The organism is Microbacterium sp. T32, assembly GCF_001619615.1.
GTDB lineage: Bacteria > Actinomycetota > Actinomycetes > Actinomycetales > Microbacteriaceae > Microbacterium.
In genome coordinates, this window is record NZ_LQQP01000001.1 from 82,133 (window position 1) to 107,869 (window position 25,737).

Sequence of the window (25,737 nt, forward strand, 5' to 3'; positions counted from 1 at the left end):
GCGCTCACGACCCGCTCTCGGCCAGGACGGCGTAACAGCGCGTCAGGCGCTCGAGCCACCAGTCGCGGCGGTCCTCCGGGGCCTCGACCCGGTCCAGGGTCGCGGTCGTCGGCGCGATGCGCGTCAACGGGAGGAAGCCGTCCTGGGCGCGCAACGGGTGGGCGATGACGTCGGCCGTGAACAGGGAGGCCGTCCCGAGCCCGCAGTCGTACTCCAGGTCGGGCAGCGCGGCGGCGAGCGCGAGCCCCATCGAGAGGCCGACCGAGGTGTCCAGCGCGCTGGAGACGACGGCGGGGAGCCCCGCCTCCGCCACGATCGCGAGCGCCGCACGGATGCCTCCGAGCGGCTGCGCCTTGATCACGAGCAGATCCGCCGCTCCGGCCCGGGCGACGCGCAGCGGGTCGGCGGCCTTGCGCACGCTCTCGTCCGCCGCGATCGGGATGTCGAGATACTCGATGCGCTCGCGCAGCTGCGCGAGTTCCTCCACCTCGGCGCACGGCTGCTCGACGTATTCGAGGTCGAACTCGGCGAGGGCGTGCACCGCGCGCTCGGCCTCGTCGACGTTCCAGCCGCCGTTCGCATCGACGCGGATGCGCCCTTCGGGGCCCATCGTCGCGCGCACCGCGCGGACCCGGGCGACGTCGTCCGCGAGCGTCTGACCCGCCTCCGCGACCTTCACCTTGGCCGTGCGGCATCCATCGAATCGGGCGAGCACCCGGTCGACTTCGGTCGCGGCGACGGCCGGCACCGTCGCGTTCACGGCGACGCGCGCGCGGACGGGGGGAGGGGTGGGATGCCACCCGAAGTCGAGCGCCGCGGCGAGCCACGTCGCCGCCTCGGCATCGCCGTACTCGACGAAGGGCGAGAACTCCGTCCAGCCCTCCGGGCCCTCGAACACGACCGCCTCACGGGTCCGGATGCCGCGGAAGCGGGTGGCGAGGGGGAGGGCGACGACGCGGGCCGTGGCGAGGACGTCGACGAGCGGGGGGAGGGGACTCACCCCTCCATCCTGGCCTCGGTGTCGGGCGCCGGGAATAGGCTGGCGACATGCTTTTCGACACCCCGGTCCGGCTCGGCGTCCAGATCCAGCCGCAGCACGTGCAGTACTCCGACATCCGCGACGCCGTCTTCCGCCTGGAAGAGATGGGCGTCGACATCCTCTTCAACTGGGACCACTTCTTCCCGCTCTACGGCGACCCCGACGGCGAGCACTTCGAGTCGTGGACGATGCTCGCCGCGTGGGCCGAGCAGACCGAGCGCGTCGAGTTCGGCGCCCTCGTCAACTGCAACAGCTACCGCAACGCCGATCTGCAGGCCGACATGGCCCGCACCGTCGACCACATCAGCAAGAAGGGTGGCGACACCGGCCGCTTCATCCTCGGCACCGGGTCGGGCTGGTTCCAGCGCGACTACGACGAGTACGGCTACGACTTCGGCACCGCCGGTTCGCGTCTGAACGCCCTCGCGTCGGATCTCGACCGCATCGTCGAGCGCTGGGGCAAGCTGAACCCCGCGCCCACGCGCAAGATCCCCGTCATGATCGGCGGCAAGGGCGAGCAGAAGACGCTGCGCATCGTCGCCCGTCACGCCGACATCTGGCACAGCTTCGTCACGCCCGACGAGGTCACTCACAAGCTCGGCGTGATCGAGCGCTGGGCCGAGACCGAGGAGCGCGACCTGTCCGGTCTCGTCGTCTCGAACGAGCTGAAGGACCGCGACGAGACCGTCGCCGACGCCCTGTTCGACGCGGGCACGCGCCTGTTCACGCTCGGCTTCTCCGGCCCCGACTGGGACTACTCGCTCGTCGAGCGCTGGCTGGCCTGGCGGGACTCCAAGAACGCCTGAGTCCGTGAGCGTCTCCGAGATCTTCGACCCCGCCGAGTGGACCCTGGCGCCCGGCGCCGAGGAGTACACCGACATCACAGCGCACGTCACCCACGACGGTCGGGTCGCGCGCATCGCGTTCGACCGTCCCGAGGTGCGCAACGCCTTCCGCCCGCACACGGTCGACGAGCTGTACCGCGCGCTCGACATCGCCCGCCAGGACCACCGGATCGGTGTCGTGCTCCTCACCGGCAACGGGCCGAGCCCGAAGGACGGTGGGTGGGCCTTCTGCTCGGGTGGCGACCAGCGCATCCGCGGCCGCGACGGCTACAAGTACTCCGATGACGAGACCGCGGTGGCCGACCATGGCCGAGCGGGGCGCCTCCACATCCTCGAGGTGCAGCGTCTCATCCGCTTCATGCCGAAGGTCGTCATCGCGGTCGTCCCCGGGTGGGCGGCCGGCGGCGGGCACTCGCTGAACGTCGTCTGCGACCTGTCGATCGCGAGCGCCGAGCACGGCCGGTTCAAGCAGACGGATGCCGATGTCGGATCGTTCGACGCCGGTTACGGCTCGGCGTACTTCGCGCGGCAGATCGGGCAGAAGTTCGCCCGCGAGATCTTCTTCCTCGCGGAGGAGTACTCCGCGCAGCGCGCGTACGAGATGGGCGCGGTCAACCGCGTCGTCCCGCACGCCGAGCTCGAGCGCGAAGCGCTGGCGATGGCCCGGACCATCCTGACGAAGTCGCCCACCGCGATCCGCATGCTCAAATTCGCGTTCAACGCCGTGGACGACGGGCTCGTCGGCCAGCAGCTGTTCGCCGGCGAGGCCACGCGGCTCGCGTACGGCACCGACGAGGCCGCCGAGGGTCGCGACGCGTTCCTCCAGAAGCGCGACCCCGACTGGTCCGGCATCCCGTGGCACTACTGAATCCGGGACGCACCCCCGGATGCCAGGAACCGGTGCGGTCGTGAAGCTCGAGCGGGTGGCATCCGAGGACCCGCGCGACGTGCTGCGCGCGCTGCGGCACGCCGTCCTGGGAGCCGGGCCGGCCGTGGCGCTCGGCGCGGGGGATGGACTGCCCGCCGAGGTGCCGGCGGGAACGGCCGTGGTCATCACGACGTCGGGATCGACCGGGGTGCCGAAGTCGGTGGCGATCGGACGCAACGCGCTGATCGCGAGCGCGTTCGCCACCTCAGCGCGGATCGGTGAGGGCGCGTGGCTGCTCGCCGTTCCCGCGACCTACGTCGCCGGCGTGCAGGTCTTGGTGCGCGCGCTCGTGAACGGCCGGGAGCCGGCTCTCCTCGCGGGACCGTTCCGTCCCGAACCGTTCGCCGCGGCGGCGCTCGGGATGGCGTCGCACGAGAACGGCGCGCGGGTGCCCACGTACACCTCCCTGGTCCCGGCGCAGCTGCAGCGGCTCCTCGACGCCGCCGACGACGACCCCGAGGTGGCCCGCGCGCTGCGGTCGTTCGAGCGCATCCTCATCGGCGGACAGGCGCTGCCGGTGTCGCTGCGGGAGCGCGCCGAGGCGGCCGGAGCCCGGATCGCGCGCACCTACGGGTCGACCGAGACCAGCGGCGGCTGCGTGTACGACGGCGTCCCGCTCGACGGTGTCGAACTCGCGATCGTCGACGGTGAGGTTCGCATCTCCGGTCCGACGCTCGCCGACGGGTACGTCGGCGATCCGGCGCGCACGGCCGAGATCTTCCCGACGGATGCCGACGGCACGCGGTGGTACCGCACGGGGGACGGTGGCGAAGTCGCCGACGGGGTGCTCCGGATCACGGGGCGCCTCGACAACGTCATCGTCTCGGGTGGAGTGAACGTGTCACTGGACCGGGTCGAGGCGGCGGTGCGGGGCATCCCGGGTCTGGAGTCCGCCGTGGTCATTCCGATCGAGGACGCGCGCTGGGGACAGGGGTCCGCCGTCGTGGTCGCGGGGACCGACGCCGACGAACGGGAGACGCTCGAGCGCGTCCGGGTCGCCGTCGCGGCGGCGATCGGTCCGGTGGCTCGGCCCGCGCGCGTGATCCCGATCGAGGCGCTGCCCCTCCTGGCATCCGGCAAGCCCGATCGCGCCGCCCTGCGGCAACGGTTCGGCTCCGCGAAGAATTAGGCTTTCCCTCCGTGGCAGCACAGTCTCGCAAGCGCTCGCGTCCCGCCCCGAAGCGGCGTCCCGGCGGCAATCCCCAGAAGGCCCACCGTCCCGCGCCCCGCGCCACCCCGGCGACCGCGCGCGACTGGATCGGCGCCGCGCGCCTGCGGACCCTTCCGCTGGCGATCACGCCCGTGCTCATCGGAACGGGTGCCGCGACGCTCGTCGACGACCAGCTCCACTGGGTCATCGCGCTCGCGTGCCTCGCGGTGGCGTTCGCGCTGCAGATCGGCGTGAACTACGCCAACGACTACAGCGACGGCATCCGCGGAACCGACGACGTCCGGGTGGGGCCGGGGCGCCTGACCGGCGGCAAGAAGGCGAAGCCGCGCACCGTGCTGATCGTCGCGCTGTCCTTCTTCGCGCTCGCCGCCGTCATCGGCCTGGCGCTCGTCGTCCGCACCGGACAGTGGTGGCTCATCGCGGTGGGTGCGGCGAGCATCGTCGCCGCGTGGTTCTACACCGGGGGCAAGCGCCCCTACGGGTACAACGCCCTCGGCGAGGTGTTCGTCTTCGTCTTCTTCGGGCTCGTCGCCACGCTCGGCACGACGTGGCTCCAGGTGCAGTCGCTGCCGCAGGAGGCGTGGTTCGGCGCGGTCGCGGCGGGTCTGCTGGCGTGCGCGGTGCTGCTGGCGAACAACCTCCGCGACATCGACCAGGACCGCCTCGCGGGCAAGCGCACGCTGTCGGTGCTCATCGGGCGTCGGGCCACGCAGGTGCTGTTCACGTTGTTCGTCCTGGTGCCCTTCGCCATCGCGGTGTTCCTCGCGCTGGTGTACCCGATCGCGTGGCTGACGCTCATCGCGCTGCTCGGCGGGCTGTCGGCGATCCTCATCGTCTGGACCTACCGCGCTCCCCGCGAACTCATCGTGGCGCTGCAGGTCACGAGCTTCACCTCGGTCGCGTACGGCGCCGTGCTCTTCTGGGCCTTCGTCGCCTGAATCGTCGACGGAGGCTCAGTGCTCGGTGCTGGGCCGGTCGTCCGTCGCCGCGTCGACCACGGCGTCCTCGACGTCGGCGTCCTGCTCGGCGCCGGTGCGACGGTTCGCGGCGCGACGGGCCTCGCGGCGTTCGGCGAGGTCGCCGGTCACCTGATCGAGGGGGCGCCGGAGGAACAGCAGCGACAGGCTGAGGCCGATCAGCGCGGCGAAGACCGCGGCCAGCCAGGGCAGTTCCTGGAAGACCGGGAACAGCAGCAGGATGCCGAGCGGCACCACGAACGCGAGAAGACGCAGCACCGTGTAGACCAGGGCGGAACGGGCACGCATGGTCCCACTCTACGACCGGTTCACGGCATCCCGGTGCCCGGCCACCGCCCAGGCAGCGCCGGTAGAATCGGTGCATGGCACGCCTGCTGCTGATCCTGGCGCTCGTGGCGACCGCGTTCTGGGTCTACACGATCGTCGATTGCGCCGTTCAACCGGCCTCCCGCCATCGCGGGGTCAGCAAGCCCGCGTGGATGGTCATCGTCATCGTGCTGCCCGTGCTGGGTGGCATCCTGTGGTTCCTCATCGGACGAGGTCGTGCGAGCGACCCCGTCCTGCGGCGCGCTCCCGACGACGATCCCGAGTTCCTCGGTCGGCTGTCCGCCCGTGACCGCGCCGAGCAGGACGAGCGCATCCGCCGCCTCGAGGAAGAGCTCGCGCAGCTCGACTCCGAGGGCGACGACCCGCGTGATTCGCGGCCCGCTCCGAAGCCCGACAGCGACGACCCCGGCGGCAATCCGGGCGACGACGACACCCGCGGTCAGCGCGGCGCCGTCGGCTGACCGTGGCATCGGTCGAGGGGGGCGCTCCGGCCCCGGCCACCGACGCGGCCGCGGCGCTGCTGGCGGGTCTCGTGTCGCGCGGGGTGCGGCACCTCGTCGTGAGTCCCGGATCGCGCTCACAGGCGCTCGCGCTCGTCGCGGCGGAGTTGGAGCGCGCGGGGCTCGTGCGTCTGCACGTCCGCATCGACGAACGCGTCGCCGGATTCACCGCGCTCGGCATCGGTCGCGAGACCGGCGTGCCCGCCGCCGTGATCTGCACGTCGGGCACGGCGGTGGCGAACCTGCTCCCCGCCGCCCTCGAGGCCCATCACTCCGGCATCCCGCTGCTGCTGCTGACGGCCGATCGTCCGCCCGAGCTCCGCGGCGTCGGCGCGAACCAGACGACCCGTCAGCCGGGTCTCTTTCACTCCGCCGCACGGTTCGAGGCCGACCTGTCCGTTCCCGAGATCGTGGATCCGGATGCCACCGACCCCCAGACGGACGCCTTCGACGCCGTCGCGGCGACGGCGCTCGCCGCGGCGCTCGGTGAGGGCACCCGTCCGGCCGGTCCCGTCCACCTCAACGTGCCGCTGCGCGAGCCGCTCGCGGGGGCCGCTCCCGCATGGTTGGTCGACCGCGCGGCGCGACCGGCGCCGGTGGACGACGTGCCCGACGAAGAGGCATCCGGTGCCCTGTACCAGGGCGGGGGCGGGATCGGTGTGGCCGACGTCGCGCCCGAGCCCGAGGCGGCGTTCGTGCTCTCCCCGGGTCCGCGGACGATCGTCGTGGCGGGGGCGGATGCCGGTCCCGCCGCCGAGGATCTCGCTCATCGCGGTGGTCTGCCGCTCGTGGCCGAGATCGTCAGCGGTGCCCGCTTCGGTCGGCACGTCGTGCACTCGTACCGCGCGCTCCTGCGCGAACCGGACCTCGGCGGCCGCGTCGAGCGGGTCATCGTGTTCGGACACCCGACCCTCAGCCGCGAGGTCGCGCAGCTCCTCGGTCGCGCCGACGTCGAGGTGATCGCGGTGCGCGGTCCCGGTGAGCCCGTCAACCTCAACGGCGCGACGCACGCCGTGGACGCCGTCCGCGCCGACGGTGCAGCCGATCGCGAGTGGCTGGGGGAGTGGATGCGAGCCTCGCGCGCCGCGGCCGTCGACCTCAGCCCGCCCGCGCCCGACGCCGATGGGCTGTCGTCCGCGGTGCCGCACGAACGTCTCGGGGCGATCAACGCCGAGGTAGCGGTGGTGCGCGCGCCCGTCGACCGGGCGACTCTCGTCGATGCCCTGTGGCGCTCGACGTGGCCCCACGACCGGCTGGTGTTCGGGTCGTCGCGTCTCGTGCGCGTCGCCGACGAGCTGCTGGGCGGCAAGAAGGTGGCGGTGCACGCCAACCGCGGACTCGCCGGCATCGACGGCACGATCGCGACCGCGATGGGTGTCGCCCTGGCCAGTCAGGAGGGCGAGCGCCCCGGCGTCACGCGGGTGCTGCTCGGCGACCTCGCGTTCCTGCACGACGTGGGCGCACTGCTGCTCCCGCCCGGCGAGCACGAACCGCGCCTCCAGGTGGTCGTCGGGAACGACGGCGGCGGCACGATCTTCGACGGCCTCGAGGTTGCCGGTGTCGCGGGCGCCGACGCGATGGAGCGCGTGCAGTACACGCCCCAGAACGCCCGTCTCGAGCACCTCGCGCGCGCGTACGGCTGGGAGTACCTCCGCGTGACGACGCGCGTCGCGCTCGACCAGGCGCTCACCGCTCCGGTGGGCGGCCGACAGCTCATCGAGGTGCCGCTCGACCGCTGAGCCGCGTTCGTCAACCTCTTGGCGCGGAACGCGCGGGCGCGGCACGATGTGGCGATGAGTTCGCACAACCGCTGGACCACGCCCGCCGCCGAAGCCCTCACCGTCTCGCCGGGATTCCGGCTCGCCGACGTCGACCCGCGCGCGACGCCCGGCTACGACGGCGACAAGGACCAGGGCAGGGCCGACCTCGAGGCCGGCGTGACGCCCCTCGCCGATCTGCAGGAGCGCCTCTTCGCCCAGAGCGTCGCCGGCACCGCGACCCGCTCCGTGTTGCTCGTGCTGCAGGCGATGGACACGGCAGGCAAGGGCGGCATCGTCAAGCACGTGGTCGGTGCCGTCGACCCGCAGGGCGTCGAGCTCGCGTCGTTCAAGAAGCCCACCGCCGAGGAGCTGTCGCACGACTTCCTCTGGCGCATCCGGAAGCGTCTCCCGGATGCCGGGCGCCTCGGGGTCTTCGACCGCTCGCACTACGAGGACGTGCTCATCGGACGCGTCCGTCAGCTCGCCCCGGCGGAGGAGATCGAGCGGCGCTACGGGGCGATCGTCGCGTTCGAGGCGGAGGCGGCGGAACTCGGCATCCGTGTCGTGAAGGTCATGCTGCACATCTCGAAGGACGAGCAGCGCGAGCGACTGGCATCCCGTCTCGATCGTCCCGACAAGCACTGGAAGTACAACCCGTCCGACGTCGATGAGCGCGCCCTCTGGGACGAGTACATGGATGCCTACCAGGTCGCGCTCGAACGCACCTCGACGCCGCTCGCGCCGTGGCATGTCGTCCCGGCCGACCGCAAGTGGTACGCGCGGCTCGCCGTGCAGCAGTTGCTCATCGACGCCCTGACCGACATCGATCCGCAGTGGCCCGCGGCCGACTACGACGTCGCGACCGAGCGTCAGCGGCTCGCGGAGTCCTAGGCCAGCGCCTCGACGATCGGACGGAATTTCACGCGCGTCTCGAGCAATTCGGACTCGGGCACACTGTCGGCGACGATCCCCGCACCCGCGTAGGCGGTGATGGGCGCGGTCGGTGAGGAGGGGGCGGCGGGATCGATCTGCGCGCACCGCAGCGCGATCGCCCACTCGCCGTCGCCCGACGCGCCGATCCAGCCGACGGCTCCGGCATAGCGGCCGCGGTCGAACGGCTCGAGGCGGCGGATGACATCCATCGCGACGGCCGTCGGCGTGCCCGCGACCGCGGCGGTCGGGTGCAGCACGGTGATCAGATCGAGGGAGGATGCCGCCTCCGACAGCTCTCCTTCGACGTCGGTGGCCAGGTGCCAGACGTTGGGGAGCTTGAGCGTGAAGGGCTGTTCGGCGGCGGCGAGGGCCGAGGTGTGCGGGCGGAGGGCGGCGAGGACGCTCTGGACGGCGAACCGGTGCTCCTCCTGATCCTTCGCGCTCTCGGTGAGGGCGAGGGCGGCCGCGACGTCGCTGTCGGCGTCGCCGCCGCGGGCCGTGGTGCCGGCGAGCACGCGGGCGGTCACCGTGCCGCGCGAGACCGTGACCAGGGTTTCGGGGCTCGCGCCGATGAGGCCGTCGACGGCGAAGACCGAACAGTCCGGGTAGCCCTCGAGGAGCGACCGCACGAGCCGGCGCCGGTCGGAGCCGGCGGGGATCGTGCCGACGATGTCGCGTGCGAGCACGACCTTGCGCACCTCGCCCAGGCGGATCGCTTCGACGGCGTGGTGGACGGCCTCCTGGTAGCCCTCGGCGGTCTGACGGCCGGGGCCGAGCGTGGCCGACCAGTGCGGCCCGAAGGGGGAGCGCGGCGGCAGGTCGGGTTCCGGCTCGTCGGGGGTGTCGGCGAAGGCCAGTCGTGTGACCCACGCGCGGCCGCCGTGGCGTCCCACGATTGTGCCGGGCACCCGCAGGACGCTCTCGCGCGCCGAACGGGGGTCGAAGACGAAGGAACCGAACGCGACGAGACCCGTGCCGGGGAGGCCCAGCGGGTCATCGACCTCGGCGGCGGCGGCGATCTGCCGCCAGCGGTCGGCGATCGTCGTGTCACCGGGCTGAGCGCCGGTGTAGCGGATGGTCAGCAGGTCGCCGAAGCCCGCGAGGGACTCTCCGCGACGGCTCCAGAAGAGGGGGTCGTAGCCCGTGGTGTAGTCGAGCACGTCGTCCATCGGCGGCAGTTCCCGCGTGACGACGCGCAGACGGGGCACGGTGTCGTCCGCCGGTTGCTGCACCTTTCCACAGTAGACCGCCGCTGAGACTCGCGGCGGGGAAGCGCCAGGACGCCGGCACCGTCACCTGTTGGGCGTGTGCCGCGACTTAGACTCGCGGCATGACCTCCCGTCCCGCACCCGGCACCCGACTCGTGTTCCGCTGGCGCAAGTGGGACGGCTCGCCGCACTGGGAGCAGGACTGCGTCTACCTCGGATCCGATGGCTGGGGCGACTGGTTCGGCCAGCAGATCGGGTGGCGGAGCGTCCGCCCGGGCCGGGAGTTCGTGTGCCGCGAGCCCAACGTGACGCTGGTTCCGGCGAGCGGCGATTGGGCGTTCACGCACAACGCGGCCCCGCACCCGGTGGCCGTGTACATCGACCTCGCGTGGGACGCCGGCTGGGACGACGACGGGAACCCGGTCGGCATCGACATGGACCTCGACGTCGTGCGCCGCACCGACGAACGCGGCACGTGGATCGACGACCGCGACGAGTGGGACGAGCACCGCGTCCAATACGGCTACCCCGCCGACATCCAGACTCACCTCGAGACGGTCGCCGTCGACCTCGAGCGGCGTGTACGCGATCGGGAGGCGCCGTTCTCGGACGACGTCACCGGCCCGTGGCTGCAGCGTCTGTCCGACCTCGCGCAAGCCGGGGACGACGACGCTGCCCGCGCCTAGACTCGACGGGTGAGCAGCGACCCCAACCGCGCCGACCTCGGCAAGGACCCCCAGCGTGTCAGCGGCATGTTCGACCAGGTGGCCGCGGCCTACGACCGCACGAATTCGGTGCTGAGTCTCGGCAACGACCGGTTCTGGCGCGTCGCGACCCTCAAGGCCGTCGCGCCGAAGCGGGGCGAGCGCATCCTCGACCTGGCAGCGGGCACCGGCACCTCGTCGATGGCCTTCGTGCCGAGCGGTGCTCATGTCGTGGCGGCGGACTTCTCGCCCGGAATGATCGCCGAGGGGCGCCGTCGACACGGGAACGTCCCGAACCTCGAGTTCGTGCAGGCGGATGCCACCGACCTCCCGTTCCAGGACGGTGAGTTCGACGCGGTGACGATGTCCTTCGGGCTGCGCAACGTCAACGACCCTCGTCGTGCGCTGCGGGAACTGCGTCGGGTCACGAAGCCCGGGGGTCGCATCGTGGTGTGCGAGTTCTCGCATCCGCCGTCCCGGGCCTTCAACGGTCTCTACCGGTTCTACAACGACCGCGTGCTGCCGACCGTGGCGAAGGCCGTGAGCTCGAACGCCGAGGCGTACGACTACCTGAACGAATCGATCCGCGACTGGCCGAACCAGCCGACGCTCGCCGCGTGGATGCGCGACGCGGGCTGGGCGGACGTGGCGTACCGCAACCTCACGTTCGGCATCGTGGCCCTCCACCGCGGAATCAATCCGGGCGCGTAATCCCGAGAGGGCGCGTCCTGTCAACCGTCGAGATACCGACGGCGACCCCGGACCGCGCCAGGATAGGCTGAAACCCGTGACCCCGAGACCGCCCGCGGCCGGCACCCGCCTGTCGGGCAAGCTGGGCCTGAGTGACCGCATCTTCGCAGGGCTTCGCGCGCGCACCCTGCTCTCCACCGTCGAGGCCGGCCTCGATCGTGTCGAGAGCACGCTGGAGCGCGAGGTGCGCAGCGCCGACCGGCTCGCCGACGTGACCGCCCGCTACCTGTACGAGGCGGGCGGCAAGCGCGTGCGCCCGATGCTCGCGATCCTCACCGCGCAGCTCGGCGAGGGCACCACGCCCGAGGTCGTCGAGGTGGCCACGGCCCTCGAGCTGACGCACCTCGGCTCGCTGTATCACGACGACGTCATGGACGGTGCCGACAAGCGTCGCGGCGTGCCCAGCGCGCAGACGGTGTGGGGCAACAACATCGCCATCCTCACGGGCGATCTGCTCTTCTCCCGCGCGAGCCAGCTCATGGCCCGCCGTGGTGAGCGCGCGATTCAGCTGCAGGCCGACACGTTCGAGCGGCTCGTCCTCGGTCAGATGCACGAGACCGTCGGCCCGCAGGAGGGCGACGAGCCGGTCGAGTTCTACCTGCGCGTCCTCGCCGACAAGACCGGTTCGCTCATCGCCGCCGCCGCACAGTCGGGCGTCATCTACTCGGGTGCTCCCGAGGAGTTCGAGGCTCCCATGGTCGTCTTCGGCGAGAAGGCGGGCGTCGCCTTCCAGCTGCTCGACGACGTCATCGACCTCTCGCCCGACCCGTCCGAGACCGGCAAGGTACCCGGCACCGACCTGCGCGCGGGCGTGCCGACCATGCCCTACCTGCTGCTCGGCCACCGCTCCGACCAGGCCTCGGCCGACCTCCGGGCGCGCATCGACGAGGGGCAGGACCGGATCGCCGCGGGCGCCGACCCGGCGATCCTCGACGACGCCCTCACCGAGCTCCGCGAGCACGAGACGACGCGCGAAACGCTCGACCTCGCCCACCGGTGGTCGCAGGATGCGATCGATGCGCTCGAGCCGCTGCCGGACGGGGCCGTCCGCGAGGCCCTGACGCGGTTCGCCCGCGCGGTTGCCGACCGCTCCGCCTGACCTTTCCCCACCCCCCCCGATCGCGATCGAGAGGACCCCCATGACGAAGCTGCGCCTTGCCATCGTCGGAGCCGGCCCCGCCGGCATCTACGCCGCCGACATCCTGCTGAAGGCCGAGCGCCAGTTCGACGTGTCGATCGACCTGTTCGAGCAGCTCCCCGCCCCCTATGGCCTCGTCCGCTACGGCGTCGCCCCCGACCACCCGCGCATCAAGGGCGTCATCACGGCGCTTCGCGAGGTGCTCGACCGCGGAGACATCCGGATCTTCGGCAACGTGAACTTCGGCACCGACATCACGCTCGACGACCTGAAGCAGCACTACAACGCCGTCATCTTCGCCACCGGTGCGATCCGTGACGCCGACCTCGACATCCCGGGCATCGACGCGCGCGGCTCGTACGGCGCGGCCGACTTCGTCAGCTGGTTCGACGGCCACCCCGACGTGCCGCGCGAGTGGCCGCTCGAGGCCGAGTCCGTCGCCGTGATCGGCAACGGCAACGTCGCGCTCGACATCACGCGCATGCTCGCCAAGCACGCCGATGATCTGCTCCCCACCGAGGTGCCCGACAACGTGTACCAAGGGCTCAAGGCCTCGCCCGTCACCGACGTGCACGTGTTCGGCCGCCGCGGTCCCGCGCAGGTGAAGTTCACACCGCTCGAGCTGCGCGAACTCGGCGAGCTTCGCGACGTCGACATGGTCGTCTACGACGAGGACTTCGACTACGACGAGGCCTCCCTCACCGCCATCCAGACCAACAAGCAGGTCAAGGTCATCGACCGGGTCCTGCAGGAGTGGCGCACGCGTCCCGGCGCCAACAACGCCGGGGGCGAAGCCTCGCGCCGCCTGCACCTGCACTTCTGGGCGAAGCCCCTCGAAGTCGTGACGGATGCCGAGGGCCGCGTCGCCGCGCTGAAGTACGAGCGCACGAAGCCCGACGCCGAGGGCGGCGTCTCGGGCACCGGCGAGATCCGCGAGGTCCCGATCCAGGCGATCTACCGCGCCGTCGGGTATTTCGGCTCGCCGCTGACCGACGTGCCGTTCGACGAGCGTCACGGCGTGATCCCGAACCACGAGGGTCAGGTGCTGGCATCCGACTCGAACGAGCGGATCCCGGGCCTCTACGCCACCGGGTGGATCAAGCGCGGACCCGTCGGCCTCATCGGACACACCAAGTCGGATGCCATGGAGACGGTGCGCCACCTCATCAACGACCAGGCCGAGTGGTGGCGTCCCGCGCACCCCGAGGAGGAGGCGATCCCCGCCCTCCTGGCCGAGCGCGGCGTGCGCTGGACCGACCTCGAGGGCTGGCACCGGCTCGACGAGCACGAGATCGCTCTCGGCGCCCCGCACGAGCGCGCGCGCATCAAGGTCGTCCCGCGCGACGAGATGATCCGGGTCTCCCGCGGCGAGTGACGGGCGAACCCTCGCCCGTAGGCTGTGCCCATGGGCGACGTGGGGGAGTGGCATCCGGACATCCTCGGGGCGGGGTTCGAGCAGCGGACGCTGCCGCTCGGCGCCGATGACGAGGGCGAGGTCGTCGCCACCCTGGTGCGGTCGATGCCGCACCCGGGCGCACGGCTGTTTGGAGCTTGGCGGGACGTCGACGTGCTGTACGTGCACGGGTGGTCGGACTACTTCTTCCAGACGGCGCTGGCGCGGTTCTTCACCGATCGGGGCGCGCGCTTTCACGCGCTGGACCTCCGCAAGTACGGTCGCAGCATCCGCCCGGGCCAGACCCGCGGGTACGTCGCCGCGCTCGACGTGTACGACGCCGACATCGAGGCGGCCCTGGATGCCATGGGCACCGAGGCGCACGGTCGACGCCTCGTGCTCCTCGGGCACAGCACCGGGGGTCTGACGCTGACGCTGTGGGCGGCTCGGCACCCCGGGCGCGCGCACGCGGTGGTGCTCAACAGTCCGTGGCTAGAGCTGCAGCTCGGCCCGCTCGGGCGGCAGGCTCTTGCCCCGATCCTGAACGCCCGCGCCCGCATCGACCCGCTCGGCACGCACCCCGTCGTCGACCTCGGCTTCTACACCCGCGCGCAGCGCGAGGTCGGCACGCTTCCCGACAGCCCCGACGGGTGGCGGCCCGAGCGCGGCTTCCCGACCCATCCCGGCTGGCTCGCCGCGGTCGTCGCGGGCCACGCGCGGGTGGCATCCGGGGTCGACATCGGATGCCCGGCGCTCGTGCTGCTGTCCGCGCGCTCGGCACCGGCGCTGTCGTGGAGCGACGCGATGCGCGAGTCCGACTCGGTGCTCGTCGTCGACGACATCGCCCGCGCGGCGACCCGCATCGCGCGGGAGGTCACGATCGTCCGCGTCGACGGGGCGCTGCACGACGTGTTCCTGTCGCGGGCGGACGCTCGGGATGCCGCGTTCGCTGCGCTCGAGCGCTGGTCGGGGTGGCTAGCGTAGGAGGCGATACAAGGAGTCCCATGACCTCGACGACCCCCACGGAGCAGTACCGTGCTGCCCGCGACCTCCTCCTCGCCGCCCGCACCGATCCCGACCGCGCCGCGGAATTCGCGTGGCCGCGGATCGAGGGGCCCTTCAACTGGGCGATCGACTGGTTCGATCCGATGGCGCGGGGGAACGATCGTCCGGCGCTGATCGTCATCGACGACGACGGCACGCACCACGAGCGCACGTTCGACGAACTTGCGCGGCGCTCGGATCAGGTCGCCGCGTGGCTGGCATCCCGGGGCGTCCGGAAGGGGCACGCGGTCCTGCTCATGCTCGGCAACCAGGTCGAGCTGTGGGAGGCGATGCTCGCGATCATGAAGCTCGGCGGCGTCATCGCGCCCACGACGACGGCGCTCGGCGCCCACGATCTCGCCGACCGCATCGAGCGCGCCGAGATCCGGCACGTCATCGTCGATTCCGCGGATGCCGACAAGTTCGAGGCCGCGCCGGAGGATCTCGGCCGCATCGTCGTGGGGGAGCCCGTGCCGGGCTGGGCCTCGTACGACGACGCGTTCCTTGCGGAGGCGCCGGCGGTCGCGCACCCGGGCACCGTCGCGGACGACCGGCTGCTGCTGTACTTCACCTCCGGCACGACGTCGAAGCCGAAGCTCGTCGAGCACACGCACGCGTCCTACCCCGTCGGGCACCTGTCGACCATGTACTGGCTCGGGCTCGAGCCGGGCGACGTGCACCTCGCGATCAGCTCGCCCGGCTGGGCCAAGCACGCCTGGAGCTGCTTCTTCGCGCCGTGGATCGCCGAGGCGACGGTTCTCGCGCTCAACTACTCGCGCTTCTCGGCCGACCGGCTCCTCGACGTGCTCGAGCGCGACGGCGTCACCACGTTCTGCGCGCCGCCGACGGTGTGGCGCATGCTCATCCAGGCCGACCTCACCGGGCGGCGCGGGGCACTGCGCGAGGTCGTGTCGGCAGGCGAGCCGCTCAACCCCGAGGTCATCGCTCACGTGCAGCGCGCGTGGGGGCTCGACATCCGCGACGGGTACGGGCAGACCGAGATGACCGCGATCGTGGCGAACACCCCGGGTGCGGCGCTCGTGCCCGGGTCGATGGGGCGCCCGCTGCCGGGCTGCCCGGTGGTGATCGTCGACCCGCTCACCGGCGAGCTCGCCGACGAGGGCGAGATCTGCCTCGACCTCACCGAGCGACCCCTCAACCTCATGACCGGGTACGTCGGAGACCCGGAGAGGAACGTGGATGCCTTCGCCGGAGGGCTCTTCCACACCGGCGACGTCGCGCGGCGCGACGACACCGGCAGCATCACCTACATCGGTCGCACCGACGACGTCTTCAAGTCCTCGGACTACAAGATCAGCCCGTTCGAACTCGAGAGCGTGCTGATCGAGCACCCCGCGGTCGTCGAGGCGGCCGTCGTGCCCGCGCCGGATGCGCTGCGGCTGTCGGTGCCGAAGGCGTACGTCGTCCTGGCATCCGGTCATGAGCCGGGTGAGGAGGTCGCGATCGAGATCCTGCGCTTCGCGCGCGAGAACCTCGCGCCCTTCCAGCGACTGCGGCGCATCGAGTTCGCGGAGCTGCCCAAGACGATCTCGGGCAAGATCCGCCGCGTCGAGCTGCGGGAGCGCGAGGAGCGTGCGGCCCGCGGCGAGATCGTCGTCGTCGAATGGCGCGACGACAGCCTGCGCGGCTGAGGGAGAACGATCCGCCCTGTCAGCTCGGCTCCGTCGTGCGGATGAGTCCGCAGTTGACGCACGACCACGCGACGAGGAAGCGCTCGTCGTCGAGCACCTCGAACCGGAGCGGGTCGCCGCACGTCGGGCACGTGGGGAAACCCTCGGGCGTCCTCACCGCGCGAAGGTGACGTGCACGACGCCGCTCTCGGCGACCTCGGACGTGACCGTGTAGTCGGCGTGCAGGTGGCGGAGGTCGTCCCACAGGCGCGTGCCGTTTCCCAGGACGACGGGCCGGATCGCGACGTGCAGCCGGTCGACGAGGCCCGCGGCCAGGGCCGAACGCACCGTGGAGACGCCCCCGCCCACACGAACGTCGGCGTCGCCGGCGAGCTCGGTCGCCCGGCGCACGGCATCCTCGATCCCGGTCTGGACGAACTCGAACCGGGTGCCGTTGGCGAAGTCGATCGGCGGGCGTTCGCGGTGCGTCAGCACCAGAACCGGCACGCGGAACGGCGGCTCCTCGCCCCACCATCCGCGCCAGTTCGGGTCGTCGGGGAACGAATGGATGCCGAACATCCCGGCTCCCATCACTTCGGCGCCGACGCCCTCGAAGTACGCCGCGGCGTACCGGTCGTCGACCCCGGTGGTGCCCTCGCCGGAGGTGTCGCCGAACACGCGCTCGCGGAACGTGCGCGTCGCCGTGTAATCCGCGACGAGCAGCCCCCAGTCCGCCCCCATCGGGTTCTCGGGCGAGATGTCGGCGGGTGCGGCGACGCCGTCGAGGGAGATGTTCAGATCGACACGGACGGCCATGGGGTGCCCTGGATCCTGCTCTTACCGGTAGTTCGTGAACTGCAGGTCGACGTCGAGGTCGGCGGCCTTGAGGAGGCGCTGCACCTCCTGGAGGTCGTCGCGCGACTTGGACTGCACGCGCAGCTCGTCGCCCTGGATCTGCGACTTGACGCTCTTGGGGCCCTCGTCGCGGATGATCTTGCCGATCTTCTTGGCGTTCTCCTGGGAGATGCCTTCCTTGAGCGTCGAGGTGATGCGGTACTCCTTGCCGCTCGCCGTGGGCTCGCCGGATTCGAGGCTCTTCAGCGAGATGCCGCGCTTGATGAGCTTGGTCTGGAAGACGTCGAGGACGGCCTTCGCGCGCTCCTCGGAGTTGGCTTTGATGAGGATCGCTTCGCCGCTCCATTCGATGGAGGCGTCGGCGCCCTTGAAGTCGTAGCGCTGCTCGACCTCTTTCCGCGCCTGGTTGAGCGCGTTGTCGGCTTCCTGGCGGTCGATCTTGGAGACGATGTCGAATGAGCTGTCGGCCATCCCGGGATTCTATCGAGCCGGGAGCGACCGGCCCAGCGGGTGGCGGTCGCTCGTAGACTCGGATGCCATGCGAGCACTCACCGAGAACGAGGTGCGCGAGGCGTTCGTCAACGCCGCGCCCGAGGAGTTGCGGGTCGTGGCGCTGCCGCACGACTTCCTGCTCACCGACTGGGACCACCTCGACTTCTTCGCGTGGCGCGACCCCCGCACCCGCGGGCGCGGCTACCTCGTGACCGAGCGCGACGGCGAGCCCACCGGCATCGTGCTGCGGGTCGCCGACGGGCAGTCCCGGGCGCGCGCGGCGATGTGCAACCTGTGCCACACGATGCAGCCCGGCGACCAGGTGTCGCTTTTCACGGCGCGCAAGGCCGGGGCTGCGGGCGAACACGGCGATACGGTCGGGACGTACATGTGCGCCGACCTGTCGTGCCACGAGAACGTGCGCCTGGCGATGCCGCTGGCGCCGAGTGAGATCCGCGGGAGTGTGGACATGAAGATCGACGGCACCAAGCGTCGTACCGAGGCGTTCGTGGAGCGTGTGCTCGAGACGGCCGGGGTCGAGCGGTGACCGGCCGCGTCGTCGTCATCGGCGACGCCCTGATCGACGAACTGCGCGACGACGAGGGTGTCCGCGAGTTCGTCGGGGGTGCGGCGCTGAACGTCGCCGTAGGGTTGTCGCGCCTGGGCGTTCCCACGTCGCTCATCGCCATGGTCGGCGATGACGCCGCGGGGGAGCAAATCCGCAGCTACCTCTCCGAGTACGACGTCCACCTGCTCCAGAGCCCCTCGGAGCACGGGTCGTCGCGTGCCGTGAGCACGCGATCGGCGGGTGGCGAGCCGGAGTACGTCTTCAACGAGGCCGCCCAGAACCGCCGCGTCCGCTACGGCGAGGCCGAGCGCGCCGCCCTCGCCGAGGCGCCGCTCGTCGTGGTGAGCTGCTTCCCGTTCGACGACGCGGAGCAGACCGACGCGCTCCTGGATGCCGTGGGCTCGACGTCGCTCGCGATCGACCCGAACCCCCGCGCGGGCATGTTGCACGACCGTGAGGAGTTCGTGCGCGGTTTCGAGAAGGCCGCGGCGCAGGCGCAGCTGGTGAAGGTCGGCGAGGACGACGCTCAGCTCCTCTACGGCGGCCCGCTCGAAGGACTCCGCGAGAAGCTCGCGGCGCTCGGCGTCGAGGCGGTGCTCGCCACCTACGGTGCCGGGGGAGCCGCGATCGACGCGCACGGCCTGACCGTGTCGCGCCCCATCGTCGAGCGTCCCGAGCCCATCGTCGACACCATGGGCGGCGGCGACGCCGTGCTCTCGACGACGGCGGCGCTCGTGCGCGGTGGGCTGCCCGAGGACGAGGCGGGCTGGGGCTACGTGCTCGACCGCGCGATGGAGGTGGCCGCCGCCACCTGCCGGAGCGAGGGCGCTCTGCTGCGGATCCCCGAGTGAAGCCCGCCCAGGCGCTCATACGTTCACACTGATTACAGTTGACGTCCGGGGAATCCGGGGCGTGGAACGACCATGAGCAAGAGAGAGCAGGTCTACGCTCGGATTCGCAGAATACATCCAGCGATGACCGAATCGCCCACAGCGGAAAGGCGATAGACGAGACAACGCTAGAAGCCGCACTGGGAGCGCAAATCCTGCCTCGAGACCGGTGAGTTCGACGTTCTGATTGTGGTTGAAGGCGAACGCCTCGCGCGGACCTATCTCGACGAGTTCGACTGGATCGGGGCCTTCGTAACCGGCGGCTTCACCCGGCACCTAGACCGCGGCGGCCTGATCGATCCGTTCACCGACATGGGCGAGGGTAAGGCAATCGGCATCTTCGGTGAACGACGTCGAGAGGGAAAGCGCCGTGACTTGCGTGAGAAGCGCCGGTACGACGACGAGAGGTCTGCGGGTATCCCGCTGTCAGACATCGGAAGCATTAGAACGGCTCGATGTCATCGAGGTCGGACAAGATCTCCTCGCTCAGCTCACGACGAAGGCCGTTAGCAGATCTAAAGGCCTGCTCATGAAGCGCTGCGAACTTCTGAGCGAGTGCCTCGTCTTGATCTACCGAGAATTCCTCGGCTAGCTTGACTGGGTTTGCGTCCCTCCTGAAGACCTGGAACCTGTAGGGGGCGACGCCGTCCTCGTCGCGAGTCTTGATGTAGTACCAGAATTTCGTGGTACCCGTCTTGTACTCGGTCGGTTCGTTGGACGCGCTCCACGTCAAGTCCCCATTAGCCGTCTTGGCGAAGAGCTTTCCGAGGACGGAACCAAGATTGCTTGCGTTGAGTGCCACTTTCGGACCCCTTCTGAAGCGAGGCAGAGAAGCTGGCTGCCTCCAAAATGACCTTACCGATGCTCTGCCTAGCCGTCCGCGCAACGGCGACGACGTCGATAGTTCCGCCCTCGTAAAGGGCCTCCTTCGCCGTCCTCGCCTCCTTCACGCTGGCCTCAATCAAGTCCACGAGATCGGCTCCACTGAACGCGGGAGTCGCTTTGAGGTGTCCGTGGATTCGTTGCGCTTTGCGGGCGTACTCTGCGAGTGCTGTCCCGACCTTGTCAGGCTTGGTGGTCTTGACCGCGGCGTCGAGAGCATCTTCGAGGTGTTCTAGGTCTGGCAGAAGCACAAGAAGATCGTTCGCGATTAGACGCTGCCCAAGCGCGCGAGCGGACTTCGCAGTGGCGTTGGCGGTCCTCACGAGTTGCCAGATCGCAACGCCGAACCCGAGCACCGCCACAGCCAACTGAAGGCCGCCGAAGACGTCCGAGGGTGTCCACACATAGTCGCTGGCCCCCTGCACAGCCAGATCATAGCGAAGCGGACCGCCGCCACGCTTGATGTGGAGTTGACCTTCAGCCCGTGTTGGAAGCACCCCCTCGGGGAGGGTAAGGTAGGTGATCGCGCCTCCGGTCGACTGCGAAAGCCGGGCGGGTGCGCACCTGGCGAGTTACCCAAGCGGCCAAAGGGATCTGACTGTAAATCAGACTGCATTGCATTCGGGGGTTCGAATCCCTCACTCGCCACCGACACACAAGAGAAAAGCCCCGGGAGACCGGGGCTTTTGTCGTTGATGGGCGCCGAGTTTCAGGCCGACTCGCGCCAGACGATCGGGCTCTCCAGCAGGATCGGGGCGGTGAAGGTCTGACCGTCGAGCTGCGCGAGGACGGCGCGGGCCGCGGCGCTGCCCAGCTCGTCGGCGGGTTGGTGCACGGTCGACAGCGGGGGATCGCAGCGCAGGGCCCACGAGCTGTCGTCGAAGCCGACGATGCCCACGTCGTCGGGCACGCGACGACCCGCTTCGCGCAGCGCCTCGATGGCTCCGGCGGCGACGGCGTCGCTCGAGGCGAAGACACCGTCGATGTCGGGGACGCGCTCGAGAAGGCGCTTCATGCCCGCCTTGCCGTCGGAGAACGAGTAGAACGGCACCCGCTCGACGAGCTGCGGGTCGAAGTCGCCGCCGAGGGCGTCGACGAACCCGGCGAGGCGATCGGCGCCGGAGTCGCGGTCGAGAGCCGCAGCGACCATGCCGACGCGGCGGCGGCCCGTGCCGACGAGGCGTTTCGTGATCTCGCGCGCCGAGCCGCGGTTGTCGATGGCCACGTGCGCGGCGTCGCCGATGTCGCGCGGGTTGCCGACGAATGCGGCGGGCAGCCCCAGTTCGACGACCGCGCGGGTGATGGGGTCGCCGACGCGCGCCGAGACGATGATCACGCCGTCGATGAGCCCGCCGCTGAGGTAGCGCGCGAGCCGATCCACGTCGCGGGGTGTGTCGGCGATCAGGCACGACAGTTGGTAATCCGCCTCGGAGAGAGCGCTGTTGGCGCCCAGCAGGATCGAGGCGATGTTGGGGTCCTCCACGAACAGCGAGTGCGGCTCGTGCACGATGAGGCCGATCGCCTGGGAGCTCTGCATCACGAGGCTGCGCGCCGCGCGATTGGGGACGAACCCGACCTTCGCGATCGCGGCCTCGATCGCCGCGCGCGCGTCCTCCGAGACATACGGCTGCCCGTTCAGCACGCGGCTCACCGTCCCCCGCGAAACCCCCGCCTCGAGAGCGACGTCCTTCACGGTGGCGCGACGCCGACGCTCCGTATCCACGATCCCGATCCTAGGGCGGGGAGACCCCGTGTGTGAACGAGCACAGATTGATAACGAAGACTTGACGCGGAAAACGCCGGATGCCACTCTGTGTACGTTCACAGAACCTCGACGGTGAGGCATCCCGCTCGAGACTGTGCACGTTCACAGAACGAGGAGCAGGATGACCGGCCGGACCCCCTTCACGCACGAGGGCATCGCCTTCGGGTGCGACTACAACCCCGAGCAGTGGGCGCCCGAGGTGTGGGACGAGGACATCCGCCTGATGCGCGAGGCCGGGGTCGATCTGGTCGCGATCAACATCTTCGGGTGGTCGCACCTGCAGCCGGGCCCGGACGCGTTCGACTTCGCGGCCCTGGACGACATCCTCGAGCGGCTGCACGCCGCCGGCATCCGGGTCAACCTCGGGACCGGGACCGCCTCCGCGCCCGCGTGGCTCAGCCGTGCGTATCCCGAGGTTCTGCCGATGGCGGAGGACGGCACGCGCCGCTACCCCGGCGGACGCCAGGCCTGGTGCCCCAGCTCGCCGATCTTCCGCACGGCATCCCTCCGTCTCGTCGAAGCGGTCGCCGCGCGGTACGGGTCGCACCCCGCCGTGGCGCTCTGGCACGTCTCGAACGAACTCGGATGCCACAACGCCCTCTGCTATTGCGACGAGAGCGCCGCGGCGTTCCGGGTCTGGCTGCGTGAGCGGTACGGGTCCGTCGCCGAGCTCAACCGGGCCTGGGGCACCGCGTTCTGGAGCCAGTCGTATTACGACTGGGAGGAGATCCTCCCGCCGCGGGCGGCCCTGTCGGCCCGGAACCCGGGGCAGCTGCTGGACTTCCACCGCTTCAGCTCGGACGCCGTCTTCGCGCAGTATCGGGCGGAGGCCGACGTGCTCCGGCGCCTCAGCGACCGCCCGGTGACGACGAACTTCATGGTCACCGCGCACATCGAGAACATGGACTACTGGACGTGGGCCGACGAGATGGACGTCGTCGCCAACGACCACTACCTCGACCACCGCCTGGGTGACCCGCTGAGCGAGCTCGCGTTCGCCGCGGACCTCACCCGGGGGCTGGCGAAGGGCGCGCCGTGGATCCTCATGGAGCACTCCACCGGTGCCGTCAACTGGCAGCCGCTGAACCTCGCCAAGGAGCCCGGTCAGCTGCTGCGCAACTCGCTCACCCACGTCGCGCGCGGCGCCGACGGCGTGTGCTTCTTCCAGTGGCGTGCCTCTCTGCAGGGCGCCGAGAAGTTCCACTCCGCGATGCTGCCGCACGCCGGCACCGACTCCGCGGTGTGGCGAGAGGTCGTCGAACTCGGCGGCATCCTGGACCGGCTCGGCGAGGTCGCGGGCTCGCGCGTCCTCGCCGACGCCGCCGTCGTCTTCTCCTGGGAGGCGTGGTGGGCGACCGACACCGAGTGCCGCCCCACCCAGGCGGTCGGCTACCTCACGCAGGTCCACGCGGCCTACGCCGCGCTGCACGCCGAGGGGCTGACGGTGGACATCGTGCGACCGGGCGGCGACCTGTCCGCGTACCGCGTGGTCGTGGTTCCCGGGCTTCACCTCCTGCGCGCCGACGAAGCCGCCGTCCTGACCGACTGGGTCGCCGCGGGCGGCACCGCGGTCGTGACCTACTACTCGGGCATCGTCGACGAGAACGACCGCGTCTGGGCGGGGGGCTACACCGGTCCGCTGCGCGAGGCTCTCGGCATCCATGTCGAGGAGTTCGCGCCCGTCGCGCTCGGCGTGGCGATCGCGCTCGACGACGGCACGCGCTCCCACCTGTGGAGCGAGCGCCTGCGCGCGACGACGGCGGAGACGGTGGCGACGTTCGCCGACGGTCCCGCGGCCGGGTCGCCGGCGATCACCCGCAACGCGCACGGGCGGGGGAGGGCGTGGTACTTCGCCACCCAGCTCGAGCCCGCGGCTCTCGCCGACCGGATCGGCGCGATCGCGCGGGAGGCGGGCGTGCGTCCGCCCCTCGACGTCGACGCCGCCGGGGCGTTCGAGATCGTGCGGCGCCGCGGGGACAACGCGTCCTACGTCTTCGTCGTCAACCACGGCGACACCGACCTCGTGGCCGACGTGCGCGGCACCGAGCTCATCACGGGAACCGCGGTCGAAGACCGACTGCGCGTGCCCTCCGGCGCCGTGCGCGTCGTCCGAGAGGAGATCCACTCATGACCGCTCCTGCCGCAGTGGCGCGAACGTCCCGGGGGCGTCGACGCATCCCCCACAAGAGGGCCATAGCGGCCTTCATCGCCCCCTTCGTCGTGCTCTTCGTGCTCTTCTACCTGGTGCCGATCGGCTACGCGATCTGGAAGTCGCTGCTCGTCGTCGAGCGCGAGGGCACGTTCGGCCAGGCGCGCGAAGTCTTCGGCGGCCTCGCGCAGTACGCCCTCGTGTTCCAGAACACCGCGTTCTGGACGTCGGTCGGCCGGGTGCTGCTCTTCGGCGTGGTGCAGGTGCCGGTGATGCTGGGCCTCGCGTTGCTGTTCGCCCTGCTGCTGGACTCGCCGCTGCTGCGCGGCAAGCGGTTCTTCCGCCTGGCGTTCTTCGTGCCGTACGCCGTCCCGGGCGTGATCGCGGCGATCATGTGGGGCTTCCTGTACTCGCCGAATCTCTCGCCGTTCCCCGCCGTCACCTCGAACGTCGACCTGCTGTCCGCGGATCTCGTGCTGTGGTCGATCGCCAACGTCGTGACGTGGGTGTTCGTCAGCTACAACATGCTGATCATCTACTCGACGCTCCTGGCGATCCCGCAGGAGATCTACGAGGCGGCGCGCATCGACGGTGCCGGCCACGTCCGCATCGCCTGGTCGATCAAGATCCCGCTGGTGCGGCCGGCTCTCGTGCTCACCGGTGTCCTGTCGATCATCGGCACCCTGCAGCTCCTCGCCGAACCGCAGACCTTCCGGTCGTTCAGCTCGGCGGTGACGAGCACCTTCACCCCCAACATGACGATCTACGCGACCAGCTCGATCCCGAACGTCTCGCTCGCGGCGGCCTTCTCGGTCGTCCTCGCGCTGGCGACGTTCGTGCTGTCGTTCACCTTCCTCCGTCTCAGCCGTCGTGGAGCACAGGCATGAAAACAAGCTCAGGCCCCCGCGAGAGCATCCTGTCGCGCACGACCGCGATGGTCGTGATGGGCATCTTCACGCTGTACTTCCTGATCCCGCTGTGGTGGCTCGTCGTGGCATCCACGAAGGACCGCGGACAGCTGTTCAGCACCAACGCCCTGTGGTTCGCCGACTTCCGGTTCTTCGACAACGTCGCGCAGCTGTTCGCCTACCGCGACGGCGTGTACCTGAAGTGGCTGGGCAACAGCGTCCTGTACGCGGGTGTCGGCGGCGTCATCGCGACGGTCATCGCCGCGATGTGCGGCTACGCGCTGGCGAAGTATCGGTTCCCGGGACGCGAGGCCATCTTCAACACCGTCCTCGGCGGGGTGCTCGTGCCCGCCACGGCCCTCGCGCTGCCGCTGTTCCTGCTGTTCAGCCAGGTGCAGCTCACCGACACCTACTGGGCCGTGCTGCTCCCGAGCATCGTGAGCCCGTTCGGCGTCTACCTCACGCGCGTGTTCGCCGAGGCATCCGTTCCCGACGAACTCCTCGAGGCCAGCCGCCTCGACGGGGCGGGGGAGGTGCGGACGTTCTTCACGGTGTCGATCCGTCTGATGTTCCCGGCGCTGGTGACGGTGTTCCTGTTCCAGTTCGTCTCGATCTGGAACAACTTCTTCCTGCCGCTGATCATGCTCCGCAGCGAAGATCTGTTCCCCGTCACCTACGGCCTCTATGCGTGGAACTCCACCATCAACCAGTTCCCCGAGCTGCGCACGTACGTGCTGGTCGGGTCCCTCATCTCCATCGTCCCGCTCATCGTGACGTTCCTGCTGCTCCAGAGGTACTGGCGCACCGGGCTCGGCACGGGGGCCATCAAGTAACACACCCTCCCGCCGGCACGACCGGCGGGTCAACCGAGAGAAGGAAT

Annotated in this window: 27 protein-coding genes and 1 tRNA gene; 19 read left to right on the top strand and 9 right to left on the bottom strand. The window is 70.5% G+C overall.

Annotated elements, in window-relative coordinates:
• Positions 1-4: 4 nt before the first annotated feature.
• Positions 5-1,000, bottom strand: coding sequence for an o-succinylbenzoate synthase (locus AVW09_RS00405; RefSeq protein ID WP_063256044.1), 996 nt, complete (start codon positions 998-1,000; stop codon positions 5-7).
• Positions 1,001-1,047: 47 nt separating this feature from the next.
• Between AVW09_RS00405 and AVW09_RS00410 the strand changes: the two genes are divergently transcribed.
• From AVW09_RS00410 to AVW09_RS00425, 4 genes are read left to right on the top strand one after another with little or no spacing between them, the layout of a single operon-like run.
• Entirely contained in the window at positions 1,048-1,845 is a 798-nt protein-coding gene (locus tag AVW09_RS00410) for an LLM class F420-dependent oxidoreductase (RefSeq protein WP_063256046.1), read from the top strand.
• A gap of 4 nt (positions 1,846-1,849) precedes the next feature.
• Complete coding sequence (locus AVW09_RS00415) at positions 1,850-2,752, top strand: 1,4-dihydroxy-2-naphthoyl-CoA synthase (protein WP_063256049.1); 903 nt, start codon at positions 1,850-1,852, stop codon at positions 2,750-2,752.
• Between the two features lie 40 nt (positions 2,753-2,792).
• A complete protein-coding gene (locus AVW09_RS00420) occupies positions 2,793-3,941 on the top strand; it encodes an AMP-binding protein (protein WP_063256051.1) in 1,149 nt (382 codons plus the stop codon).
• A gap of 11 nt (positions 3,942-3,952) precedes the next feature.
• The gene (locus tag AVW09_RS00425; protein ID WP_063256054.1) at positions 3,953-4,921 is read left to right on the top strand and encodes a 1,4-dihydroxy-2-naphthoate polyprenyltransferase; all 969 of its coding nucleotides are present in this window, start codon (positions 3,953-3,955) and stop codon (positions 4,919-4,921) included.
• A 15-nt stretch (positions 4,922-4,936) separates the two neighbouring features.
• On the opposite strand, the gene AVW09_RS00430 is transcribed toward AVW09_RS00425, so the two are convergent.
• Positions 4,937-5,248, bottom strand: a complete 312-nt coding sequence (locus tag AVW09_RS00430; protein WP_063256057.1) for a DUF4229 domain-containing protein — start codon at positions 5,246-5,248, stop codon at positions 4,937-4,939.
• A gap of 74 nt (positions 5,249-5,322) precedes the next feature.
• Between AVW09_RS00430 and AVW09_RS00435 the strand changes: the two genes are divergently transcribed.
• From AVW09_RS00435 to AVW09_RS00445, 3 genes are read left to right on the top strand one after another with little or no spacing between them, the layout of a single operon-like run.
• Positions 5,323-5,748 carry a PLD nuclease N-terminal domain-containing protein gene (locus AVW09_RS00435; protein ID WP_063256060.1) on the top strand — a complete coding sequence of 142 codons (426 nt, stop codon included), beginning with the start codon at positions 5,323-5,325 and terminating at the stop codon, positions 5,746-5,748.
• A gap of 2 nt (positions 5,749-5,750) precedes the next feature.
• The gene (gene menD / locus AVW09_RS00440; protein ID WP_063256062.1) at positions 5,751-7,526 is read left to right on the top strand and encodes a 2-succinyl-5-enolpyruvyl-6-hydroxy-3-cyclohexene-1-carboxylic-acid synthase; all 1,776 of its coding nucleotides are present in this window, start codon (positions 5,751-5,753) and stop codon (positions 7,524-7,526) included.
• A gap of 54 nt (positions 7,527-7,580) precedes the next feature.
• Positions 7,581-8,438, top strand: a complete 858-nt coding sequence (locus AVW09_RS00445) for a polyphosphate kinase 2 family protein (protein ID WP_063256066.1) — start codon at positions 7,581-7,583, stop codon at positions 8,436-8,438.
• On the opposite strand, the gene AVW09_RS00450 is transcribed toward AVW09_RS00445, so the two are convergent.
• Complete coding sequence (locus tag AVW09_RS00450) at positions 8,435-9,649, bottom strand: isochorismate synthase (RefSeq protein ID WP_063256202.1); 1,215 nt, start codon at positions 9,647-9,649, stop codon at positions 8,435-8,437. The genes AVW09_RS00445 and AVW09_RS00450 overlap by 4 nt on opposite strands.
• Positions 9,650-9,810: 161 nt before the next feature.
• Here AVW09_RS00450 and AVW09_RS00455 point away from each other — a divergent pair, with 161 nt between their 5' ends.
• From AVW09_RS00455 to AVW09_RS00480, 6 genes are all read left to right on the top strand, one after another.
• A complete protein-coding gene (locus AVW09_RS00455) occupies positions 9,811-10,374 on the top strand; it encodes a DUF402 domain-containing protein (RefSeq protein ID WP_063256068.1) in 564 nt (187 codons plus the stop codon).
• Between the two features lie 9 nt (positions 10,375-10,383).
• Positions 10,384-11,103, top strand: a complete 720-nt coding sequence (locus AVW09_RS00460; protein ID WP_063256071.1) for a demethylmenaquinone methyltransferase — start codon at positions 10,384-10,386, stop codon at positions 11,101-11,103.
• A gap of 76 nt (positions 11,104-11,179) precedes the next feature.
• Complete coding sequence (locus tag AVW09_RS00465; RefSeq protein ID WP_063256075.1) at positions 11,180-12,241, top strand: polyprenyl synthetase family protein; 1,062 nt, start codon at positions 11,180-11,182, stop codon at positions 12,239-12,241.
• A gap of 40 nt (positions 12,242-12,281) precedes the next feature.
• Positions 12,282-13,655, top strand: a complete 1,374-nt coding sequence (locus AVW09_RS00470; protein WP_063256079.1) for an FAD-dependent oxidoreductase — start codon at positions 12,282-12,284, stop codon at positions 13,653-13,655.
• Positions 13,656-13,685: 30 nt separating this feature from the next.
• The gene (locus AVW09_RS00475) at positions 13,686-14,657 is read left to right on the top strand and encodes an alpha/beta hydrolase (RefSeq protein WP_063256082.1); all 972 of its coding nucleotides are present in this window, start codon (positions 13,686-13,688) and stop codon (positions 14,655-14,657) included.
• A gap of 20 nt (positions 14,658-14,677) precedes the next feature.
• A complete protein-coding gene (locus AVW09_RS00480; protein WP_063256084.1) occupies positions 14,678-16,369 on the top strand; it encodes an AMP-binding protein in 1,692 nt (563 codons plus the stop codon).
• 19 nt (positions 16,370-16,388) lie between these two features.
• Here the strand turns inward: AVW09_RS00480 and AVW09_RS17825 are convergent, their stop codons facing one another.
• From AVW09_RS17825 to AVW09_RS00490, 3 genes are read right to left on the bottom strand one after another with little or no spacing between them, the layout of a single operon-like run.
• A complete protein-coding gene (locus AVW09_RS17825) occupies positions 16,389-16,526 on the bottom strand; it encodes a hypothetical protein (protein ID WP_197462524.1) in 138 nt (45 codons plus the stop codon).
• A complete protein-coding gene (locus AVW09_RS00485) occupies positions 16,523-17,164 on the bottom strand; it encodes a dihydrofolate reductase family protein (protein ID WP_063256087.1) in 642 nt (213 codons plus the stop codon). Before AVW09_RS00485 ends, AVW09_RS17825 begins: the two co-directional genes overlap by 4 nt.
• A 21-nt stretch (positions 17,165-17,185) precedes the next feature.
• Complete coding sequence (locus AVW09_RS00490) at positions 17,186-17,674, bottom strand: YajQ family cyclic di-GMP-binding protein (protein WP_063256091.1); 489 nt, start codon at positions 17,672-17,674, stop codon at positions 17,186-17,188.
• Between the two features lie 67 nt (positions 17,675-17,741).
• Between AVW09_RS00490 and AVW09_RS00495 the strand changes: the two genes are divergently transcribed.
• Both AVW09_RS00495 and AVW09_RS00500 read left to right on the top strand, forming a co-directional pair.
• Complete coding sequence (locus AVW09_RS00495; protein ID WP_063256094.1) at positions 17,742-18,242, top strand: FBP domain-containing protein; 501 nt, start codon at positions 17,742-17,744, stop codon at positions 18,240-18,242.
• Positions 18,239-19,114, top strand: coding sequence for a PfkB family carbohydrate kinase (locus tag AVW09_RS00500; protein WP_063256096.1), 876 nt, complete (start codon positions 18,239-18,241; stop codon positions 19,112-19,114). The genes AVW09_RS00495 and AVW09_RS00500 overlap by 4 nt, the downstream gene beginning before the upstream one ends.
• A 481-nt stretch (positions 19,115-19,595) precedes the next feature.
• Here AVW09_RS00500 and AVW09_RS00505 read toward each other — a convergent pair whose 3' ends face one another.
• Together AVW09_RS00505 and AVW09_RS00510 are read right to left on the bottom strand one after the other, a co-directional pair.
• On the bottom strand, positions 19,596-19,955 hold the full coding sequence (locus tag AVW09_RS00505) for a hypothetical protein (protein WP_156495895.1): 360 nt from the start codon (positions 19,953-19,955) through the stop codon (positions 19,596-19,598).
• Positions 19,894-20,460 (bottom strand): hypothetical protein, encoded by a 567-nt coding sequence (locus AVW09_RS00510; RefSeq protein ID WP_063256100.1) that lies wholly within the window; start codon positions 20,458-20,460, stop codon positions 19,894-19,896. The genes AVW09_RS00505 and AVW09_RS00510 overlap by 62 nt, the downstream gene beginning before the upstream one ends.
• 141 nt (positions 20,461-20,601) lie before the next feature.
• Here AVW09_RS00510 and AVW09_RS00515 point away from each other — a divergent pair.
• A tRNA-Tyr gene (locus AVW09_RS00515) sits at positions 20,602-20,683 on the top strand.
• A 61-nt stretch (positions 20,684-20,744) separates the two neighbouring features.
• Here the strand turns inward: AVW09_RS00515 and AVW09_RS00520 are convergent.
• Complete coding sequence (locus tag AVW09_RS00520) at positions 20,745-21,758, bottom strand: LacI family DNA-binding transcriptional regulator (RefSeq protein ID WP_231901724.1); 1,014 nt, start codon at positions 21,756-21,758, stop codon at positions 20,745-20,747.
• Positions 21,759-21,921: 163 nt separating this feature from the next.
• Between AVW09_RS00520 and AVW09_RS00525 the strand changes: the two genes are divergently transcribed.
• From AVW09_RS00525 to AVW09_RS00535, 3 genes are read left to right on the top strand one after another with little or no spacing between them, the layout of a single operon-like run.
• Positions 21,922-23,931 carry a beta-galactosidase gene (locus tag AVW09_RS00525; protein ID WP_063256102.1) on the top strand — a complete coding sequence of 670 codons (2,010 nt, stop codon included), beginning with the start codon at positions 21,922-21,924 and terminating at the stop codon, positions 23,929-23,931.
• The gene (locus AVW09_RS00530; protein ID WP_063256104.1) at positions 23,928-24,836 is read left to right on the top strand and encodes a carbohydrate ABC transporter permease; all 909 of its coding nucleotides are present in this window, start codon (positions 23,928-23,930) and stop codon (positions 24,834-24,836) included. Before AVW09_RS00525 ends, AVW09_RS00530 begins: the two co-directional genes overlap by 4 nt.
• On the top strand, positions 24,833-25,690 hold the full coding sequence (locus AVW09_RS00535; protein WP_197462525.1) for a carbohydrate ABC transporter permease: 858 nt from the start codon (positions 24,833-24,835) through the stop codon (positions 25,688-25,690). The genes AVW09_RS00530 and AVW09_RS00535 overlap by 4 nt, the downstream gene beginning before the upstream one ends.
• Positions 25,691-25,737: the final 47 nt, after the last annotated feature.

What these genes read in the sequence shown, in the direction of transcription:
- AVW09_RS00525 (WP_063256102.1), top strand. Translation starts at nt 21,922, where the DNA reads ATGACCGGCCGGACCCCCTTCACGCACGAGGGCATCGCCTTCGGGTGC.
- AVW09_RS00480 (WP_063256084.1), top strand. Translation starts at nt 14,678, where the DNA reads ATGACCTCGACGACCCCCACGGAGCAGTACCGTGCTGCCCGCGACCTC.
- AVW09_RS00485 (WP_063256087.1), bottom strand. Translation starts at nt 17,164, where the DNA reads ATGGCCGTCCGTGTCGATCTGAACATCTCCCTCGACGGCGTCGCCGCA.
- AVW09_RS00410 (WP_063256046.1), top strand. Translation starts at nt 1,048, where the DNA reads ATGCTTTTCGACACCCCGGTCCGGCTCGGCGTCCAGATCCAGCCGCAG.
- AVW09_RS00530 (WP_063256104.1), top strand. Translation starts at nt 23,928, where the DNA reads ATGACCGCTCCTGCCGCAGTGGCGCGAACGTCCCGGGGGCGTCGACGC.
- AVW09_RS00445 (WP_063256066.1), top strand. Translation starts at nt 7,581, where the DNA reads ATGAGTTCGCACAACCGCTGGACCACGCCCGCCGCCGAAGCCCTCACC.
- AVW09_RS00490 (WP_063256091.1), bottom strand. Translation starts at nt 17,674, where the DNA reads ATGGCCGACAGCTCATTCGACATCGTCTCCAAGATCGACCGCCAGGAA.
- AVW09_RS00495 (WP_063256094.1), top strand. Translation starts at nt 17,742, where the DNA reads ATGCGAGCACTCACCGAGAACGAGGTGCGCGAGGCGTTCGTCAACGCC.
- AVW09_RS00435 (WP_063256060.1), top strand. Translation starts at nt 5,323, where the DNA reads ATGGCACGCCTGCTGCTGATCCTGGCGCTCGTGGCGACCGCGTTCTGG.
- AVW09_RS00470 (WP_063256079.1), top strand. Translation starts at nt 12,282, where the DNA reads ATGACGAAGCTGCGCCTTGCCATCGTCGGAGCCGGCCCCGCCGGCATC.
- AVW09_RS00450 (WP_063256202.1), bottom strand. Translation starts at nt 9,649, where the DNA reads ATGGACGACGTGCTCGACTACACCACGGGCTACGACCCCCTCTTCTGG.
- AVW09_RS00535 (WP_197462525.1), top strand. Translation starts at nt 24,833, where the DNA reads ATGAAAACAAGCTCAGGCCCCCGCGAGAGCATCCTGTCGCGCACGACC.
- AVW09_RS00430 (WP_063256057.1), bottom strand. Translation starts at nt 5,248, where the DNA reads ATGCGTGCCCGTTCCGCCCTGGTCTACACGGTGCTGCGTCTTCTCGCG.
- AVW09_RS00455 (WP_063256068.1), top strand. Translation starts at nt 9,811, where the DNA reads ATGACCTCCCGTCCCGCACCCGGCACCCGACTCGTGTTCCGCTGGCGC.
- AVW09_RS00475 (WP_063256082.1), top strand. Translation starts at nt 13,686, where the DNA reads ATGGGCGACGTGGGGGAGTGGCATCCGGACATCCTCGGGGCGGGGTTC.